At 45.5% G+C, this 17,902-nt stretch carries 10 protein-coding genes and 1 riboswitch; of the genes, 1 reads left to right on the forward strand and 9 read right to left on the reverse strand.

Translation table 11 applies throughout. The features are described from left to right. Nucleotides 1-9: 9 nt before the first annotated feature. A complete protein-coding gene (locus BV902_RS22485; RefSeq protein WP_075993868.1) occupies nt 10-780 on the reverse strand; it encodes a DUF3050 domain-containing protein in 771 nt (256 codons plus the stop codon). 210 nt (nt 781-990) lie between these two features. Beyond that, nucleotides 991-1,084: riboswitch (SAM-I-IV-variant riboswitch) on the forward strand. A 66-nt stretch (nt 1,085-1,150) separates the two neighbouring features. Between BV902_RS22485 and BV902_RS22490 the strand changes: the two genes are divergently transcribed. Then, on the forward strand, nt 1,151-1,414 hold the full coding sequence (locus BV902_RS22490) for a 5-oxoprolinase (RefSeq protein ID WP_070567048.1): 264 nt from the start codon (nt 1,151-1,153) through the stop codon (nt 1,412-1,414). 98 nt (nt 1,415-1,512) lie between these two features. On the opposite strand, the gene BV902_RS22495 is transcribed toward BV902_RS22490, so the two are convergent. The 8 genes from BV902_RS22495 to BV902_RS22530 form a co-directional block, all read right to left on the reverse strand. Continuing rightward, nucleotides 1,513-3,030: a RagB/SusD family nutrient uptake outer membrane protein gene (locus BV902_RS22495; RefSeq protein ID WP_075993869.1), complete on the reverse strand. Its 1,518-nt coding sequence runs from the start codon at nt 3,028-3,030 to the stop codon at nt 1,513-1,515. A gap of 5 nt (nt 3,031-3,035) precedes the next feature. Next, a complete protein-coding gene (locus BV902_RS22500; RefSeq protein WP_216640396.1) occupies nt 3,036-6,212 on the reverse strand; it encodes a SusC/RagA family TonB-linked outer membrane protein in 3,177 nt (1,058 codons plus the stop codon). Nucleotides 6,213-6,324: 112 nt separating this feature from the next. After that, nucleotides 6,325-8,676, reverse strand: a complete 2,352-nt coding sequence (locus tag BV902_RS22505) for a glycoside hydrolase family 95 protein (protein WP_075993871.1) — start codon at nt 8,674-8,676, stop codon at nt 6,325-6,327. Nucleotides 8,677-8,682: 6 nt separating this feature from the next. Continuing rightward, a complete protein-coding gene (locus tag BV902_RS22510) occupies nt 8,683-10,668 on the reverse strand; it encodes a sialate O-acetylesterase (protein WP_075993872.1) in 1,986 nt (661 codons plus the stop codon). Between the two features lie 97 nt (nt 10,669-10,765). Then, the gene (locus BV902_RS22515) at nt 10,766-12,964 is read right to left on the reverse strand and encodes an alpha-galactosidase (protein ID WP_083663738.1); all 2,199 of its coding nucleotides are present in this window, start codon (nt 12,962-12,964) and stop codon (nt 10,766-10,768) included. 12 nt (nt 12,965-12,976) lie between these two features. After that, nucleotides 12,977-15,205 carry a glycoside hydrolase family 95 protein gene (locus BV902_RS22520; RefSeq protein WP_172840730.1) on the reverse strand — a complete coding sequence of 743 codons (2,229 nt, stop codon included), beginning with the start codon at nt 15,203-15,205 and terminating at the stop codon, nt 12,977-12,979. 34 nt (nt 15,206-15,239) lie between these two features. Beyond that, nucleotides 15,240-16,835: a solute:sodium symporter family transporter gene (locus tag BV902_RS22525; protein ID WP_075993874.1), complete on the reverse strand. Its 1,596-nt coding sequence runs from the start codon at nt 16,833-16,835 to the stop codon at nt 15,240-15,242. Nucleotides 16,836-16,851: 16 nt separating this feature from the next. Continuing rightward, nucleotides 16,852-17,892 carry a GntR family transcriptional regulator gene (locus BV902_RS22530; RefSeq protein ID WP_075993875.1) on the reverse strand — a complete coding sequence of 347 codons (1,041 nt, stop codon included), beginning with the start codon at nt 17,890-17,892 and terminating at the stop codon, nt 16,852-16,854. Nucleotides 17,893-17,902 lie beyond the last annotated feature (10 nt).

Raw genomic sequence — 17,902 nt, forward strand, 5'->3', positions numbered from 1 at the left:
AATAATAGATTATCCGTATAAGGAATCTTCTATTGCATTCCACAGCTGGATTCTTTTTTGTAGCGCAATTTTACTGATCTCTTTCATTTCCGTCCATTTAACCTCATCGTCCTTGGCAAGATCTGTGATCATCTGCATCGCCAACGGTCCATGCTCGTCGCCGTCAAGATCAATATGGCGTTGAAAATAATAAATAAAGCTATCCAGATTGGCTGTAGGAAAGTTTGTTTTAATTTCTTCCAAAATAGAGGTAAACATTCCCGGAATAAGGTCTTCACGTCCGAATGTAAATGCAGCAGCAATTTTATGCACCTCGCCCTCAGCAATCACTTCGAATGTAAAATTCAAAAAGTCTTTGATCCGCTTGTCCAATGTGGTTGTTGCGATGACATCGAATATGTTGTTCGATTTTTTGGCGTGAGCAATAAATTTGTTGACCAGATGAAGGTCGGCACCCATGGCATCCATGGCGTCCAGATACATCTCAAAGTGGCTCAAACGACGGCCATCAATGTATTCATCCGACTCCTCAGCCAAGACAATTTCGTTGATTAGATAGCGTGTTGATGGATGCTCACTCGCAAACCAAGGTAAAGTCGTACAGGTCAATTTAATCTGTAAAGCTTTTAGTAAAGACATAAAATCCCATACAGCGTACACATGCCCTTCTGTAAAAGAACGTAGATTCTTGATCGTTTTGATCTTACGATATAAAGGGTGTTGCAATAATACCTCGCGTTCGGTAGCAATGTATTCGTTAATTTCCGCAATTCTATTCATGGCGCAAAAGTATTGTCTTATCTCTATTTTTAAAAGTATTTTCGATGAGATTACAGTAACATGATAAATTTTTCGCCCTGCTATCCGCTTCATAACCAAATCACAGCCAACAACGCGCCTCGCTTTTGACCTCCCTATTCCGGTTGCTAACGCTCCTTTACCCTTAAAAACAAAAATATTTTTAATTATAAAAAATAATCTACTATATTTGTAGAGTATTCAGAATTGCATGATGCAATACCAACCGAGTGCAGGCACCGCGGTGGTAAATTAATACGGGTTTCGACCAAAATAAACGTCGCAGAACGATTATTTTCCCAACAAGATCTGGATACAGTTTATGGTTTAATCCTTTAAATTTTTAAATTGTATGGCTACTACAACAAATCTTTACCAACACTTACTGGAAAAATTCAGTTATTACTCAACAGATGAACTGATCCAGCTCAACAATGACACCATCTTAGGACAAGGCTGGGGTTCAGCCAAGGCAACCTTTAGAACAGCTTTGATCAGTACGTTCTCCAAAAGAGGACTGGATCTTTCCAACATCATTTCCAAGGAAGACGGTTTTACCTCGGTGAAGCATGTCCCTGTACGCTTGGAACAGAATGTCCTGATTCCTTTACAGTAATCGTTATCGACAAAAAAAAGCGCGCATCGAAAGGACTTCGTGCGCGCTGCTGTGGTTGGTTTAGGAAATTGCCGATTTAAAAGAAGGCGATAATCTTATTATTTATAGTTTGGATTCTGAATTAACACACCTGCGCTTTTCTCAATTTCTGTTTGTGGTAATGGCCAGCGGTAAAATTTGTCCTCAAAATGATAGGGCACTTTACTGTCTTTGACCGCATTGAGTACTTCGCCTGCGATATGCCAACGAATCAGGTCGTAATGCCGTAGTCCTTCGAAAGCAAGTTCAACCCTTCTTTCGTGGCGGATACGGTCGCGCATTTTTTCCTTGTTATAACCGGCAGGAAACCCGGGCATCTGAACGCGGCTCCTCAGGGTATTCATAGCATCGTAAACCGATTGATCTGGCCCGGCGATTTCATTTTGTGCTTCGGCATACATCAATAACACCTCTCCAAACCGCAGTACAACCGCATCCTGTTGGCTCAATGTTGAGAAGCCAAAAGGTAAGTTGGCCGGATCCAAAAATTTCAATACCCCATAACCTGTAGGCCGCGGATTGGACGGTGTATGGATCTTACCGCCGCCAAAGTCGGGATGATCCACGAAAATTGTTTTGCTCAAGCGCGGATCCCTATCTTTGAAGGGATTGGCTCGGTCAGTCAAGGGTGATTCACCATAAGGCAGACCATCTTTGCATTCATAGGTATCCACCAGGTTTTGTAAAGGTGAAGCAGCGATCCAGTCGCCTAGGTACATGTCCCAGGGGGCTGTATTATTCGGTGCCAGAAAATTGACCGAAAAGATAATCTCGGTATTGTTCTTCTGTGTTGCATCGCGAAAGACATTTTCAAACGCCGTACTCAGGGTATACTCTTTCATGACATCGGTGCATAAGTCTTTTACCTCTTTCAAGATTGCTAAATCGGGCACCCCTTTGTCACCATAAGCCGCAAACAGTAAAACCCGTGCTTTCAAGGCTTTTGCTGAACTTGCGGTCGCATGCCCCCCATTATTGAAATAAGGTTTAGCCGCTAAGTTAGCGATCCCAAAATCCAGATCAGCCCTAATCTGTTTTAGGATATTCTCCGCAGTTTCCTTTGGCTGACGCTGATTCTCCAGACTAAGGGAAGTCAGCACAAGCGGCACCTCACCATAAATACTGTACAATTGGAAATAAACAAAAGCACGGATAAAGCGGGCTTCGGCCTCCATATTTTTCTTCTCCCAATCGTTCATATCGGAGCCGTTATAGCCCTGAAGCTTCTCGATCAGGCGATTGGCACGTCCTATTCCCACATAAGCATCGTTATAAATTCCGGTTTCATACCCCCCTGTGGTCGGATTTAAATTCCCACCTACGATTTCATTGACGCTACCTGAGTTGAACTGATTGTAGCCATTGTCGGTCAGACAGTCCCGGAAAGGCATCCCATAGGAGAACGTCTCACTCTGCAATGACGCGTATACACCGGCCAATGCATTATCAAAATCCGATTTTTTGCTAAAATAGTTGTCCGTAGCGATCTGATCCAAAGGATTGAGATCCAAGGCACTGTTACAGGAACCAAAAAATAGTCCGGATAGCATCAACGCTGTTATAAATTTCTTTTTCATAGCACTTAAAAGTTAACTTGTACACCAAATGAATAAATCTTGTTTTGTGGATACTGTATCAGATCACCATTTCCATAGCGTTCAGGGTCCAAGCCCTTAAATTTGGTCGCAGTAAGGAGGTTATCACCCGAAAAATAAACCCGTAGGCGTTCAATTTTATATTTTTTCAACAGCCCATCAGGTAAAGTGTATCCGAACACAAGATTTTTCAATCTGAAGTATGAAGCATCCTGTATAAAATAGCTGGAAGCACGGCTGAATTTCTCCGGAGCACTCCAACCCCAATAAATACGGGGCATCGTTGTCGAAGGGTTTTCAGGTGTCCAACGGTCTAACCAATCTTTTGTCGGCGGGCTACCCTGTACAAATGGCGTTACGCCCCAGCCCGAAACATAGGATTTGACACCATATACTCCTTGTAATAGAGCCGAAAAGTCAAAACCCTTAAAACTTGCACTTAGATTAAAGCTATAGTTCAGTTTTGGATCTACACCAGAAATAATTGTTCTGTCGTTCGCATCGATTTTTCCGTCCCCGTTGACATCCCGATACTTAAGATCTCCTGGCAGTGTATTATCATTAAACTGCTTAGGCGACCCCGCTACTTCGGCATCGGATTGAAATATGCCAATGACTTCGTAGGTATAAAAGCTGTCCATTGCATAGCCATTTTTTTTGATCGTATAGCCGCCGATTTCAGGCTCGCCAAATTTGACCAGCTTGTTTTTGAAACGATCGAGGTTTGCACCTAGCTGATAGCGTAAACCTTCCAATGCTCCCGTAGTAATCTGATTACGATAGGTAATTCCCAATTCAACACCTTTATTCTCGACAATTCCATCATTTACATAAGGTGCTCCCAAACCAACGATTGCAGTAATCTGTGACTGTCTTAGAATATCGGTCGTTCTCTTTTTATACCAGTCAAAGGTGATATCTAAATTTTTAAACAGACTCAGGTCCAATCCCACATCGGTCATCGTTGTTGTTTCCCATTTGATAATCGGGTTGTTTAATCCCTGTTGAGCAACACCTGAATTTAGCGTACTATTGTCAAAAGAATAATTTCCGGTAAGTCCCAATACGGGTTGATACGGATAGTTGCCGGTATTCTGATTTCCGAGTTGGCCCCAGGATCCACGGATCTTCAAATTATCCAACCAACCGGAAGCGAATTCCTTGACAAAAGACTCTTCCGATACACGCCAGCCTGCAGAGAAAGAAGGAAACGCTGCCCAACGGTTTTTACCGTAAAACTTGGAACTACCATCGTAGCGCATATTGGCTTCCAAGAGGTATTTCCCTTGATAATCATAGTTCAATCGGCCGAAATAAGAGATCAGCGCCCATTGGTTGGCGGTTCCGTTTGCCCGTTGAATATCCGATCCCCCCGCATTTAATTCCGTTAGCGTATCGTCGACAAAATTCTGTCTGAAGCCCTGGAGGTAGGTATACTTACTTTTTTCAATGCTATATCCGGCCTGAGCTTTGAGGTGGTGTGCCCCAAACGCGCGATCATAGTTCAGGTAAGTAAATAAATTGGTGTATATTGTTTGCTGATCCTGATCCGTAAGGCCCTTTCCAAGATCCAGTGTTGTTCCGAGCGTGCCCGTATGGTAGTAATATTCATCCAACGTTGATTTATAATCCTTGTACTTGTCCATATTGAAATTATAGGCCCCTTTGGTATACCAGGAAAGACCTTTAAACAGCTGTACCTCCATCCAGGCTTGTAAATTAGCCGCATAGTCGTCGGTATTGTACGTGAATTTCCGATCCAATACGGCCATAGGATTTTTATTGTTGTACTCCCAGTCGTAAGCTTTGTACGTGTACCGTCCGCTACCATCCGGCAAAAATGGGCCATAGGTTGGTGCCTGCGACATGGCCGAAAGGAACAGGTCTTTGGATCCGCCTGGAATAGATTCGGTATGTCCTGTTTTGAGCAAGATATTTGTTCCGAATTTAATACCTTCCGAGATTTTGGTCGTCAGATTGAGCCGGGCGGAATAACGGTCGTAGTTAAAACCTTTGATCATTCCATCCTGATTGACGTAGCCCAAACCAACGTTAAAAGTTGTCTTCTCATTTCCGCCCTGGATACCGAGATTATGGGTATAAGTGGGTTTCGTTTGGAAAATAAGCCCCAGCCAGTCCGTATTTGGATATTTTACAGGATCGTTGCTATTGCGATAGGCAGCGATCACATCGGCGGGATATAGGCCATCGTTGAGATTGGAATTCTTACGCGCTTCGTTGTATAATTCCATATACTGCGCCGAATTGGTGATCAGATCAAACATTTTCGTGGGCTTATAGATACCCACATTTCCGTCATACTGAACGGTTGTTTTTCCCGATTTCCCTTGTTTCGTCGTGATCAGAATAACGCCATTGGCTGCACGCGAACCGTAGATTGCTGCGGAGGCTGCATCTTTCAGCACACTGACATTTTCAATATCATTGGGATTGACGTCGGAGAATTTGCCCTGCACACCATCAATGAGCACCAGGGGATCTGATCCCGCGCCGCTAAAGGTGCCCTTACCACGAATGCGGATGGATACGCCTTCATTGCCTGGTTCTCCCGACCCCTGATTGATTTGTACGCCCGGGATTGCCCCCTGCAGCATGGAAGCTGTATTGACAACGGGTCGTTTGATCATATCTTTGCCACTCACTGTAGCCACGGCACCGGTTAGGTTTACTTTCTTTTGTGTACCGTAACCGACCACAACGACCTCTTCCAAACTCGATGAAGCGTCGTTCAGCTGCACATTCACGGTTCCCTCATTGGCGGCAACAGCCATTTCCCTGGTTTCAAATCCCAAAGAAGAGAACGTCAGTACAGCAGTTCCGCCCGTCAGGCTGAGCTCGAATTGTCCCTGCTGATCCGTTTGCGTTTCCAGCGTTGCATTTTTGACCCGTACTGTCACACCGGGTAGCGGGCGCCCTGTATTGTCCAGCACTTTTCCTTTTACTGTACGCTGTTGACCTATCCCATCGAGGACGGCAGAAAGGCCTTTCTCTGTTGGGGCAAAACGACGGTCTGTCGTCCTTAGTGATGCTGCTGAGCCCGTGTAGGGTACAGCTATCGAAAGACAGAGTGCCATTATACTGGCCTCAGGACCGAAGGACAGGCCCTTGATCAAAGGCCATTGTCTTGTCTTTTCTGTTTTCATATTTACTTTTTTTTGTTTATAAGGTGCTTTTATCTTGAAATTTTTGACACAAAGCATCCCCTATCTTGCAAAAATTTGCATGATCCAATTCGGTTGAGGACGCTATTTTTTGTTATTTTTCTTTTGTACGATAGGCGATCCAGTTATGATCTATACATACGTTAAGTTGTTGTGATTTGGGTGAATAAATCTGATAGTTCAGTATCTTACCATCTTTCCATTCCATATCTAGTGTGTGATTTCCCTTGATGCGCATGCCCCTCACCCGGCCTTCTTTTTTCCAGGCCTGAGGCACCGCCGGTAGAAGATATACCGTATCCTGATGGGACTGCACCAGCATCTCGGCAATACCAGCTGCTCCACCAAAATTACCATCGATCTGAAATGGGGGGCCTGCTGTTAACAAATTGGCGTAAACACCACCCCCGGCGCCATAATTGATATGTGTATCGATACGTGGGGTCATGAGTTGCCGAAATAATTTATAAGCCCGCTCGCCTTCATGCAATCTGGTCCAAAAGAGTAGTTTATGAGCAATGGCCCAACTTGGTCCATCATCCCCCCGCACATCTAAGCTTTTTTTAGCGGCAAGCTGCCAGTCTGGATGTTCATCATAACGAATCAGATAACCCGGATACAAACCGTACAGATGCGAGATATGCCGATGCTGCGGATCCACCTCTTCATAATCTTCGATCCATTCCATGATGCGGCCATCTTTGGCGAGCTGCACAGCTGGTGCTAAACGTTTCAGTTGCGCCGCAACCTGCGTTAAAAAAGGATCCGATTGTTTGCCCAATAATCCCGCTGCATGGATGATATTTTCAAATAATTCGCGTACGATTTGATTATCTATCGTTGGTCCCATCGTGACATTTGCCTGCTGCCCATTCGGGAGCTTGAAGGAATTTTCGGGAGATACAGAGGGCGAAGTCAACAGCCAGCCCTTGGTTGGATGTTCGGTCAGGGCACTGGAGTAAAACTGTGCTGCTCCGTAGAGAATCGGGTATATGCGTCGTAGATAGGCTATATCTTCGGTATAGAGGTAATGTTCCCAAAGGTTATTGCAGAGCCAGCCCGACCCCGCATTGGCAATTCCCCAGGAAGCAGACTCTCCAGGTTCGGTATAGCCCCATACATTGGTGATCACATGGGCTACCCAGCCCGGTGCATTATAGTATGCTTTCGCGGTCTTTGCCCCCGGGGCCATAAGGCCTTCCACAAGCCCCACCAAGGGTTCATTGAGCTCGCCCAAATTGGCCGCCCCGAGGTGCCAATGGTTCATCTGCACATTGATATCCAGGTGATAGTCCCCATTCCAGGGTGTTTGAATCTGATTTGCCCATAAGCCCTGTAAGTTTGGTGGCAGCAAGCCTAAGCGCGTACTGCTGATACTAAGGTAACGACCATACTGATAGAATAGCGCTGCCAGCCCTGGATCCTGATCCGGTTCTTTACCGAAGGCCACCAAACGCTCATCGGTCGGTAAGTCATCTTTCGACTGCCCCAATCGAAGCGACAAACGGTTGAACTTTGCCAAATAGTTTCGCAGATGTTCGGCATACTGCTGGCTATAGGATTTTTTCAACGCCTTTGTTAGCGTTTCAGCTGTCGTACGCTCAAAATCCTTACCTTTAAAATCAGTATCTGTTGCCACGTAAATTAGCACTTCGTCAGCCTGTTGAATAACAATAGATTGTCCTTTTACCAGCTGTTTCCCTCCTTTTATCTGCGCGCGGACACGTGTTTTAAACTGCATTCCTTTACCGTCCACACCATTGTCCAATTGTCCGAATAAAATAAGCTCGCCATTCTCGGTCTTGGCAGTAGCCCTTTCGGGACGGTCAATCTTGATTTCCAGGCTTAGCTGGCCTTTTTTGCTGCTCTGTAAACGAATAACGCCCAGGTCATCAGCAAAGCTTGTCCAATATTCGCGGCTATACCTGACGCCTTTGAGCTCATAGCTTGTTTTTGCCATCGCCTTATCGAGATCCAATTCCCGGCGATAGTTCTGCACTGCGTTGAGATCCGTTTGTCCGTCAAAGGCAAGCATCAGATCGCCGAGCACTTGATAACAACCCCATTGCTTGCCACCCGATCCCGGGCCCTTGCAGATAAAATGCTGGTCTATCAGACGCTGAGCAAGGTCGTTTTTTCCACTTTTGATCAGATTTCGAATACTATCCAAATACCTGCTGGCCTCATAATTATTGGCATCCTGAGGGCTTCCCGACCATAGGGTGATATCGTTGAGCACAATATGGTCATTCTTCAACCCACCATCGGGCATCATACCAATTTTTCCATTGCCCAGGGGTAAGGTCTCCTCCCATTGTTTTGCCGGCTGCCGATACCAAAGTTTGCCGCCTTGCACTTGCCCAAATAAGTTGCCCGAAAAAAAGAAAACCACAAGCGTGCAAAGTAACTGACCTTTCCGAAGATTTATTTTTGATGATCTATTCATGTGGTTTTAGTTTTTTGTCCAGTCATCAGTTCGGAAGGGAGATCCGGGTATCCCGGCTTCGTTGTATAAAGTCAGATCTGGGTTATCGGCCCATCCGTAGCGCACTGCGACGGGCGATGGTACTTCTTTGGCAGATACGATCAGCTTATTTCCGACCTGTTTGACTTCTGCAGGATAAAAGACCTGATCGGCACCAGCAATTGTGAAACTACCGTTGCGGTTATCCGCTCCTTTCAGCACCAGCTTTTTGCCCATGGGGTTAAAGCTAAGTTCCATTTCTGCGGCTTTTGTCGTCCAATGCTGAAGGACAGGACCCGAATAAGGGATCTTCTTGCCATAGAGCTGCGCTGTTGCGATCCAGCCAAGTCTTCTACCTACATCCTGCTTATTTTTCGGATGGATATCCTGTGCATCGCCGATATCCGTTATAACAGCCATACCTGTATAAGGCAATTTGAGTGTTTGGCGCTGCGCTTCCCGTAATCTCGCCCAGGAAGAAGACTGCGGTGTTACACTTTTCGCTTTAAAGTTGGCCAGTTGAACAAAATAAAAAGGCATCTTTTCATTGTTCCACTGCTGGCGCCAGTCCTGAATCAGTGCGGGCAACAGTTGCTGATAAGGAGCGTCTTTTGAATCTGCGTTACTTTCACCCTGGTACCAGATGGCACCTTTTATTTTAAAATCCACAAAAGGTTTAACCATGGCATTGTAGAGCACAGTAGGTCTGTTGGGCCCCTCCATCGCATTAGGTTTTGCCGGCAGCTTCGCCAGATCATAACCTACTTTACATTTCCAGTCTCCAACGAGAGATAGCTGTTCACCGTTTGGCCCTTCCAGTCGCGGCTGTTCTGTTCCGCCATATATTCCACCATCGCCGGCTCCATCAAATACGCGAACGGCGATATGCAATAGGCTCCCATTATTGGCCGTTGCAGGAACAGTATATTTCCGAATCTGGTCGTAACCGACAGTTTCGCCCACTTTTGTACCATTGACATAAGTGATGTCGTTGTCATCAATCGCTCCCAAAATTAACTTGAGGGATTTACCTTGCCAATGTGCCGGTAGTTCAACGTCTTTGCCAAAATAAACGACACCATCCATTCCCGGAAATAGGTTCTTGTCAAAAAAGCTCGGAATAGTAATCGTCGACCAGCTGCTTTTATCCAATTGTGGGGCAAACCACTCGCCCTGCGTTGCTGTCTTCACCTGATCCTGCTGCTCGGCGACGCGATTCCATTCGGCCAGATCTTTCGCATAGATTTCCTGTGCATCCGGACGTTGAATTTTCTCAATGGCCGCCGTATAGGTTGAAAAAGGTGAAAGTGCCTCCTTGCTCATCCAGGCTTCAATAATTGTTCCGCCCCAGGAGGAATGGATGAGGCCAATGGGAATGCCTGTTTTCTCGTAGATCTCGCGTGCAAAAAAATAGGCTGTCGCCGAAAACTCCGGAATACTTTGTGGCGTCACTGGATTCCATCCACCGGACTCCACCTTCACTGCGGTGGTAGGTTGATTGGCGGTTGCTTTTGGAATCTGCAAAATACGAATATTGGGAAAGTTGGCTGCTTTGATTTCCTGCTCAAAGTTATTGATCTTACCCCAGCCCGCCAGGGGCATTTCCATATTTGACTGTCCTGAACAAAACCAGACTTCACCGATCAGAATATTTTTTAGGATCAATTGATCACCATCGTTGATGGTAATTTGGTAGGGTCCACCGTATTTCGGTGTCTCCAGATAGACTTGCCAGCCTCCCTGCTGATCGACCTCAACCTGATAGCTCTTGTTGTTCCAGCTGGTGTTTACGCTAAGTTCCTTGCCGACTGCGGTACTGGTTCCCCAGATCTTGACCTTTTCTTTCTGCTGCAGCACCATATTGTCGCCAATAAAAGCCGGCAGCTGTACTTTGGCCTGTAGGCTAGAAAATCCACTGGCAACACTGAGTAGCAGCGCCAGCAAAGTCCGTTTATACTGTTTAGGTTTTATCATGATTTTTGAGTTTGTTGCTCAATTGGGTTTATACATTTGGCGCATCCGAAGTCCGGGCTGTTGGAGTCGGAGCTTCAGATGTACCATCGTTATTCTTTTAAAGTGCCGATATTTTTAGTAAAACACTGGGACGGTTGCTATTCAGGTCTGGATTTACGCCAACTTTCATCAGGTAGTCGCCCGAATAGGTTTGTCCCTGACCTAAGCTCGACTTAGTTCCCGGATACAGGTTGATCTCCTCCACCCGGTATTGCTTTTGGGCATCCAGTCCTTTTAAACGGACAGGATCGGTTGTGCCGATACCATAGCGGTTATTGACCAGGTAGTTGAAGATGACAGCCTCGGTTTTTTGGTTATTCACATAGCTGAGGGCAGCGAAGTCACCTTCACGTGGATCGGCCAGACGATACTGCTCCCCATGCCAGATTGTTCCTTTAAGCGCGTCGTAATTCTTTACCGCCTGCTGGCAGAATAACAGATCCTGTTCTTTCAGGTGGCTCACCACAATATCAAAACCCAGTTTGCCCATCATCGCTACATCCGTACGGAATTTGAGGGACTGTTTTCCCCAGTCTGTCACATGGTTTGAGGTGCTGATTGCCGGGAAAAAGTACGAATACTCGTACTGCATAAAAATACGTTCCAAAGGGTCTGTATTATCCGAAGGCCAAAATTCGGTAAAGTACCGAAGTGCCGCATAGTCCACACGACCACCACCGCCCGAACATAACATCATCGGCACTTTCGGATACTTCGAACGAATGCGCTCCAGCACTTTATAAAGGCCTTCCACATAAGAAACATAGAAAGCACCCTGGTCTTTTAGAAATGCGGAATGCGCATTGTAAATGACCGCATTACAATCCCATTTGATATAGGCCAATACCGGATTTTTGGTAAACAGGTCGTCCAGGATCTGGAAAACAAAATCCTGCACCTTGGGATTTGTCAGATCCAGGATCAACTGATTACGGAAGTAATGTTCTTCACGTTGCGGCTGTTTGACAACCCAATCCGGATGTTGTTCGTAGAGTTCGGATTTGGGGCTAACCATTTCGGGCTCTACCCAGATACCGAATTTAACGCCCTGCTTGGTCGCTTCTTCGACAAGTGTTGCGATACCATTGGGCAGTTTTGTCCGGTTCGGTTGCCAATCTCCTAGACTGGAATGATCGCTGTTACGCGGATATTTATTTCCAAACCAGCCGTCATCCAATAAAAATAGATCTACACCTAGTTTCTTGGTATCCTGGAGCAAACCTTTTAATTTTTGTTCATTAAAATCAAAGTAGGTCGCCTCCCAATTGTTGAGTAAAGTCAGGCGTTCGCCATTTCCATCCAGCAGCTGATATTTACGGGCCCAATTGTGCAGATTTCGGGAGGCGGTGCCTTTTCCCTTCGTCGACAAGGTATAAATCAATTTGGGTGTTGTAAACTCCTGGTTGCTGGCTAATTTTACATTGGAAGCATAGTTATTTATGCCGGCAATGATACGCAGGTTATTGAGGTAATCCACTTCAAAATCCACCTTAAAATTTCCACTATACCCAAGGCTTGCCATCAGTACTGTCCCTTCATCTTCGGATGCCGCCTTGCCCAGTGACACCATAAAGGAAGGTGGCTGGAATAAATTCGCGCGCGTTCCGAGCTTACTGTCCAGCACTTTAATGCCATGTGTTAACGGAGCCTCGTCCACCTGCATTTCTTTTGCCCAGTCACCATGGTACTGCCGTAGCCAATACGCGTTGGAGCGCAGGGTCAGATTGGCCGAAGCAAATTTTTCCAGCGTGACGACTTTCTTTTCCTTATTCTGGATCGTTGCCCACTGCTCAATGATATCTTCATTCAAAAACGATTTGTAGTGTAAAACGACATAAATATCGTATACCGGATCTTTTAGGGTGATATCAAGCTGTTTGACATTGGCATCCAGGTTTTTCACCGCATGCTTTTCATAGCGCAGGTCCAAGGAACGGTTACCATCGGCATGAACAACACTGATGGCTGGTTCCAGTAGGTTTTTCGAACCTGAGGGGGTATACGCCGCATTGGAGAGGCCACTATAATCGGTCAATTGCTTATAACCACTTGCAATGGTCGAGTACTCTTTAGAATCACTCAATTTTTCACCGTAATAGAGCATTTTCAGTGTTTTCGTGGAATCGTACTCCAACACTAGGGCATTCGATCTGGTTTCAATAGGAATCTGTTTGGACTGCGCCTGTGCCTCCAGATGGACAAGCCCCTGGGTCATCAAAAGCCCGAGTACAACATGTTTAAAATGATGGGTTGGCATATATAAATAGATTTAGGATTTGTTAACGAACTTGACTATTTTGTTTGCTTTCAATTGAATCTTATAAAGGTATTTACCATTGATTTCCTGCTGTGGGCTTAGACCTGCCAATTGGGAAGGACTTAACACCTGAATCGTTTGATCCTGCGGCGATGAAAGAATAAGCTGCGTAATGCTGCTGTTGTTCCATTCCATCTTTTCGATGTGTACATTGCCCCGGGCTTTGAGCCCCTTGACCGTTCCGGCCGACCAGCGATCAGGCAGTGCAGGAAGTAATTCCAGCACATCCGTTTGCGACTGCAGCAACATTTCACTCACCGCAGCCACATAACCCAGGTTACCATCTATCTGAAAGGGTGGATGTGCGCAGAGCAAGTTGGCGTAAACGCCACCGCCATTGTTGTAATCAATACCATCGCCGCCAACGAGGTTAATGAAATTAGTCAGGATTTTATAGGCATGATTCCCATCCTGCAAGCGGGCCCAAAAAGCCACCTTCCAGGCCATGGACCAACCGGTGGATTCGTCGCCACGCGCGGTCAGCGTAACTCGTGCAGCTTTGGCCAGTTCCGGTGTTTTTAAAACAGAGAATTGGTTACCGGGGTACAAACCAAACAGATGCGAGACATGGCGGTGCTTGTCCTGAGGATCATCACGATCCGTTTCCCACTCCTGCAACTGTCCCCATTTACCGATTTTGGGTTTGAAAAGCGCATCGCGAAGTGCCGTGATATGTTTACGGTAATCGGCGTCCAACTTTAAAATTGTGCTCGCCTGGATGTAGTTGTTAAAGAGATCGTAAATAATCTGATGGTCATAGCTCACGGCATCCTCTGTGGGGCCATGTTCCGGCGACCAGCCCTTTGGCGCCACCACAGTTCCGTCTGCTCTTCGAACCAGACGATCATCCCAAAACTCACTTATTTCTTTTAAAATCGGATACGCAAATTCGCGTAGGTATTTCTCGTCCTTGTTAAAGGCATAATGCTCCCACAGCGCCTGTGCATACCAGGCACTTCCAGGGGTATTCCAAAGGAAGCTCTCCCCACCGAAGATATTATTTTCGGTCTTTACGGTCCAGCCCCTTACGCCCGGAAATTCCTTCTGTGTATTTATTTTTTTCACCTCACGCATGCTATTGATATAATCGAGGTAAGGCCAGGCCGATTCACGCAGATTAGCGACTTCTGCAGGCCAATAGTTCATCTGTACATTAATATTGGAATGGTAATCTGAGCGCCATGGTGGATTGTTACTGTTGTTCCAAAGCCCTTGCAGATTTGCAGGCAAACCACCTTTCCGTGAGGAACTGATCAGCAGGTAACGTCCATATTGGTATACCAATGCTTCCAAAGCCGGGATCGGCTGTTTTTTATACGCCTCCAGCAGCGCTTTTGTTGTTTGCTTGGCGTCCAGCTGGCTATGGTCGAGATCAAGCTCAACGCGGTTGAACAGCGCTGTATAATCTGCAACGTGCCGTGCCAGGAGCTTATTTACGCCATATTTTTCCGCTTGCTGCAGATAACGTTCATTGACCTTCATCGGTTCTTCGGCCGACTTCCATTTGGTTGCCCGTGTATTGGCGTAATCTGTTGCGGCACTCAGCAGCAGAACAATTCGATCGGCAGATTTTACGTTAAGGACAGCCTGTCCTTTTTCATCTGTCGTTTTGGATAGTGAACCGCCTACGACCTGCACACGTACCTGTGCGGCATACCGCATGCCATTGTCGAGCGTTCCCTGAAACCACAGGTGACCATCTTCTGCCTGCACCGCCTGTCCATGTGCATCCTGAAGTGCAATCTGGGCATTGAGTTTCCCTTTTTTACTGTTCGCATACTCAAATACCATGACCTGATCGGGCTGACTCGCAAAATACCGGCGATTGATTTGCTGTCCATCCTGCTGATAGGTTATTTCATGTAAGCCCTTATCCAAATTCAATTTCCGGCTATAAGCGGCAAAGGATTTATTGACGTCGGAGTCAAAGCGAACAAAAAGATCGCCAAAAGCCTGATAGGCACCTGTTTCCTGTTCATCACCTGTCCAGAGGCTATTTTCATTAAATTGAATATGTTCCTGATTTACGCCCGCGAAGATCATCGCGCCAATTCGTCCATTTCCGATGGGGTATGCTTCGGTCATCCAATCTTTGGCAGGTCGATCATCCCAGAGATAATACCGTTGGGCCTGGGAAGTGCCAAAACAAATGATCAAGAGTGTTAAGAGAACGTATTTCATTTTTGTGTGCATCAACATAGCGGTTTATACAATTTTATTGGGCAATGCCCAAAGGTGAAAAAACAAGGTATATGACAATCATCAGGACAATCAAAATTGCGCCCACACCATAGCGGCCTTTCCAATAAGCTTCTTTATCCTGGCCCGAAAACTCAAATTGATACTCCGATAGATAGTTTGGCTGGCTCAGTTTACTTCCCCCCCAAATGACCAGTGCCACAGCGATAAACAACAGCGCGAACAGGTGCAGATAGTGTAGCTCTGTTTTCCAGACAAACACCAGAAAAAAATAACTGAACATGTATAAAAACAATCCAATCTGTGCCATGCGCGGTGTCACACGGCGGGATAAAATCCCTAAGATCATAATGGTGAAAATGGGCATATTAAATAAGCCCGATACGGTCTGCAAATAGGTATAAAATCCATCGTGGGCAAAAAGGATAAAAGGGGCAATAAACATCGCCGAAATTGAAATAATCAATTCAAACAATTTCCCTTTTCGCACCAATTCCTTTTCACTGTATGGTCTCTTTTTATAAGCCAGATAGGGTTTGTAAATATTAAAAATAAATAAACTGCCGCAGCTCTGCAGCCCTGCGGTATATGTTGTCATCGCAGCGCCAAAGACTAAGGCCAAGGAAAAACCGATCAGGATATCGGGAAAAATTAAAACGATAAGTTTCGGAAAAACAGAAGCCGTAGGCTGTACATGCGGCAACAGATGCACAGCCAAAAGCCCCGGCAGATTGATCAACAAGGGCATAAGGAGCTTACCACCTGCAGCCAAGGTCATCCCTTTTTGGGCCTCCTTTAAATTCCTAGCACTCAGGGCCTGCTGTGCAATATAGGGTTCCATCCCCCAGTAATAGAAATTGATCAGCAGCATTCCGGTAAATAAGGTCGAAAATGGGACCGCATCATGCTTTCCGCCAACAGCATTGAGGTGCTCTTTTTTTTCATGCAGCAACTGCGCTAGACCAGACCAGACATCGCCACCTCCAAGGTGCCAGAGCGCAAAGACAGGAATAAGCACAGCAAGTAAAAACAGACATAAGCCTAAGCTTAAATCCGATAAGGAAATCAGCTTGAGACCACCCAAAATACTATAAAAACTACCTATCACGCCTAAAGCCCATACCAGCAACCAGATGCTCTGCCAGTAGGTAATATGCAATAACGCCGGGACATCAAACATGGTCGCAAGGCTCAATGCTCCACCATACAATACAGGAGGCAGCAAATTGACAATATATCCAATCAAGATGAGGATAGAAACCAGCATTTTTGTTTTGGTGTCAAATCGCAGCGCCAAGAAATCCGGAACCGTCCGAAAGCCATGCTTAAAATAAATAGGTAGCAGAAACTCCGATACCAAAAGCATGGCAACAACGGAACTAATGCCCCAGCCGATAACTGAAAGATTATTGATATAAACCGATTCGTTTTCACCTATAAACTGGTTGGCACTCAAGTTTGTCAACAGCAAGGCTGAACCAACCATCCAAAAGCTATTGCTCTTTCCAGCCAGAAAGAAACCGTTGAGCGTCGTGGAATAGGTGGTCTTAAATTTCCATAAGGACCATAGCGCAACCAAACCGGTAAAAAGACAAAAACTAAAAATTATCATCGTAAAACTTTCTTTTTTATACAGAGCCGCGATCTGCCAATGTTGTCGGCACCACTTCCCGGATCAATGTTCTTTCGAGCACAAACTTGGCTGCTTCGGCCCCAATCCGTGCAAAACTTGTTGAAAAGGTGGTAATACCACCGCTGATAATCTCTTTGATGACATCATCATTATGCGATAAAATCCCCAGATCCTCACCCAAGGTCCAGCCCTTTTGCAGCACCTCTTTTAACATCTGATAGAGTTCCGGATTATGAATGGTAAAATACAGTTTCCCTTTTTTTAGATCACCTACATGGTACTGCTTTTCGATACGTCCTTTTATCTTATGGTCTTTCAGAAAGCGTAAGAAAGCATTTTTGATTTCATTGGGTTCGGCTGTATTTTCCCTAAAATAGAAGATCACTTCTTTATACTTTTTGATCTTTGGTTGTAGTTGCTGGAATACGGCATAGGTGGCTGCTTCAAATTCCTGAGAAACATAAGAATATTCCGCACCCAAATCCATCAGCCGGTCGATAATCAATAGTTTTGACACAGGAATATTTCGCAATAAACGCTCAGAATCGGCATTTTCAATCGGAGCGACAATATATACCGTATAGCGTCCCTGAATCCGATTGAAAATATCTTCAAAGGTTTCCATATTGTTGTGATGGAAAAAAAGATCGACCGTCACTTCCTCCGGAAGATTGGCCCGCAATTCGGATACCAAGGTATCCTGAAAAGTATCGTAAGCATATAACAGGACGGCAACTTTCTGTTTCAACTGCGTGTTATTACTGACTACAAAATATCCTTTTCTATTTTTGGATTCCACCACACCATGAGCAATCAGGTCACGGTAAGCTTTGGCAAAGGTTTCGCGTGCATAACCCAGGTATTGGATCAAGTTATTGACAGAAGGCAAACTGGCGTGCACCTCCAGTTCATTGGCATCAATGGCATCCAACACGCCCTGTACGATACATTCATGTTTCGAAAGCCCATTTAAAGCTTCCAATCGTTTGATCCGATCGATCAACGCCTTAAACTGTTCTTCTTTGGTTATCTTCATATAATATTAT

This window comes from Sphingobacterium sp. B29, assembly GCF_001952815.1.
In the GTDB taxonomy this organism is placed as follows: domain Bacteria; phylum Bacteroidota; class Bacteroidia; order Sphingobacteriales; family Sphingobacteriaceae; genus Sphingobacterium; species Sphingobacterium siyangense.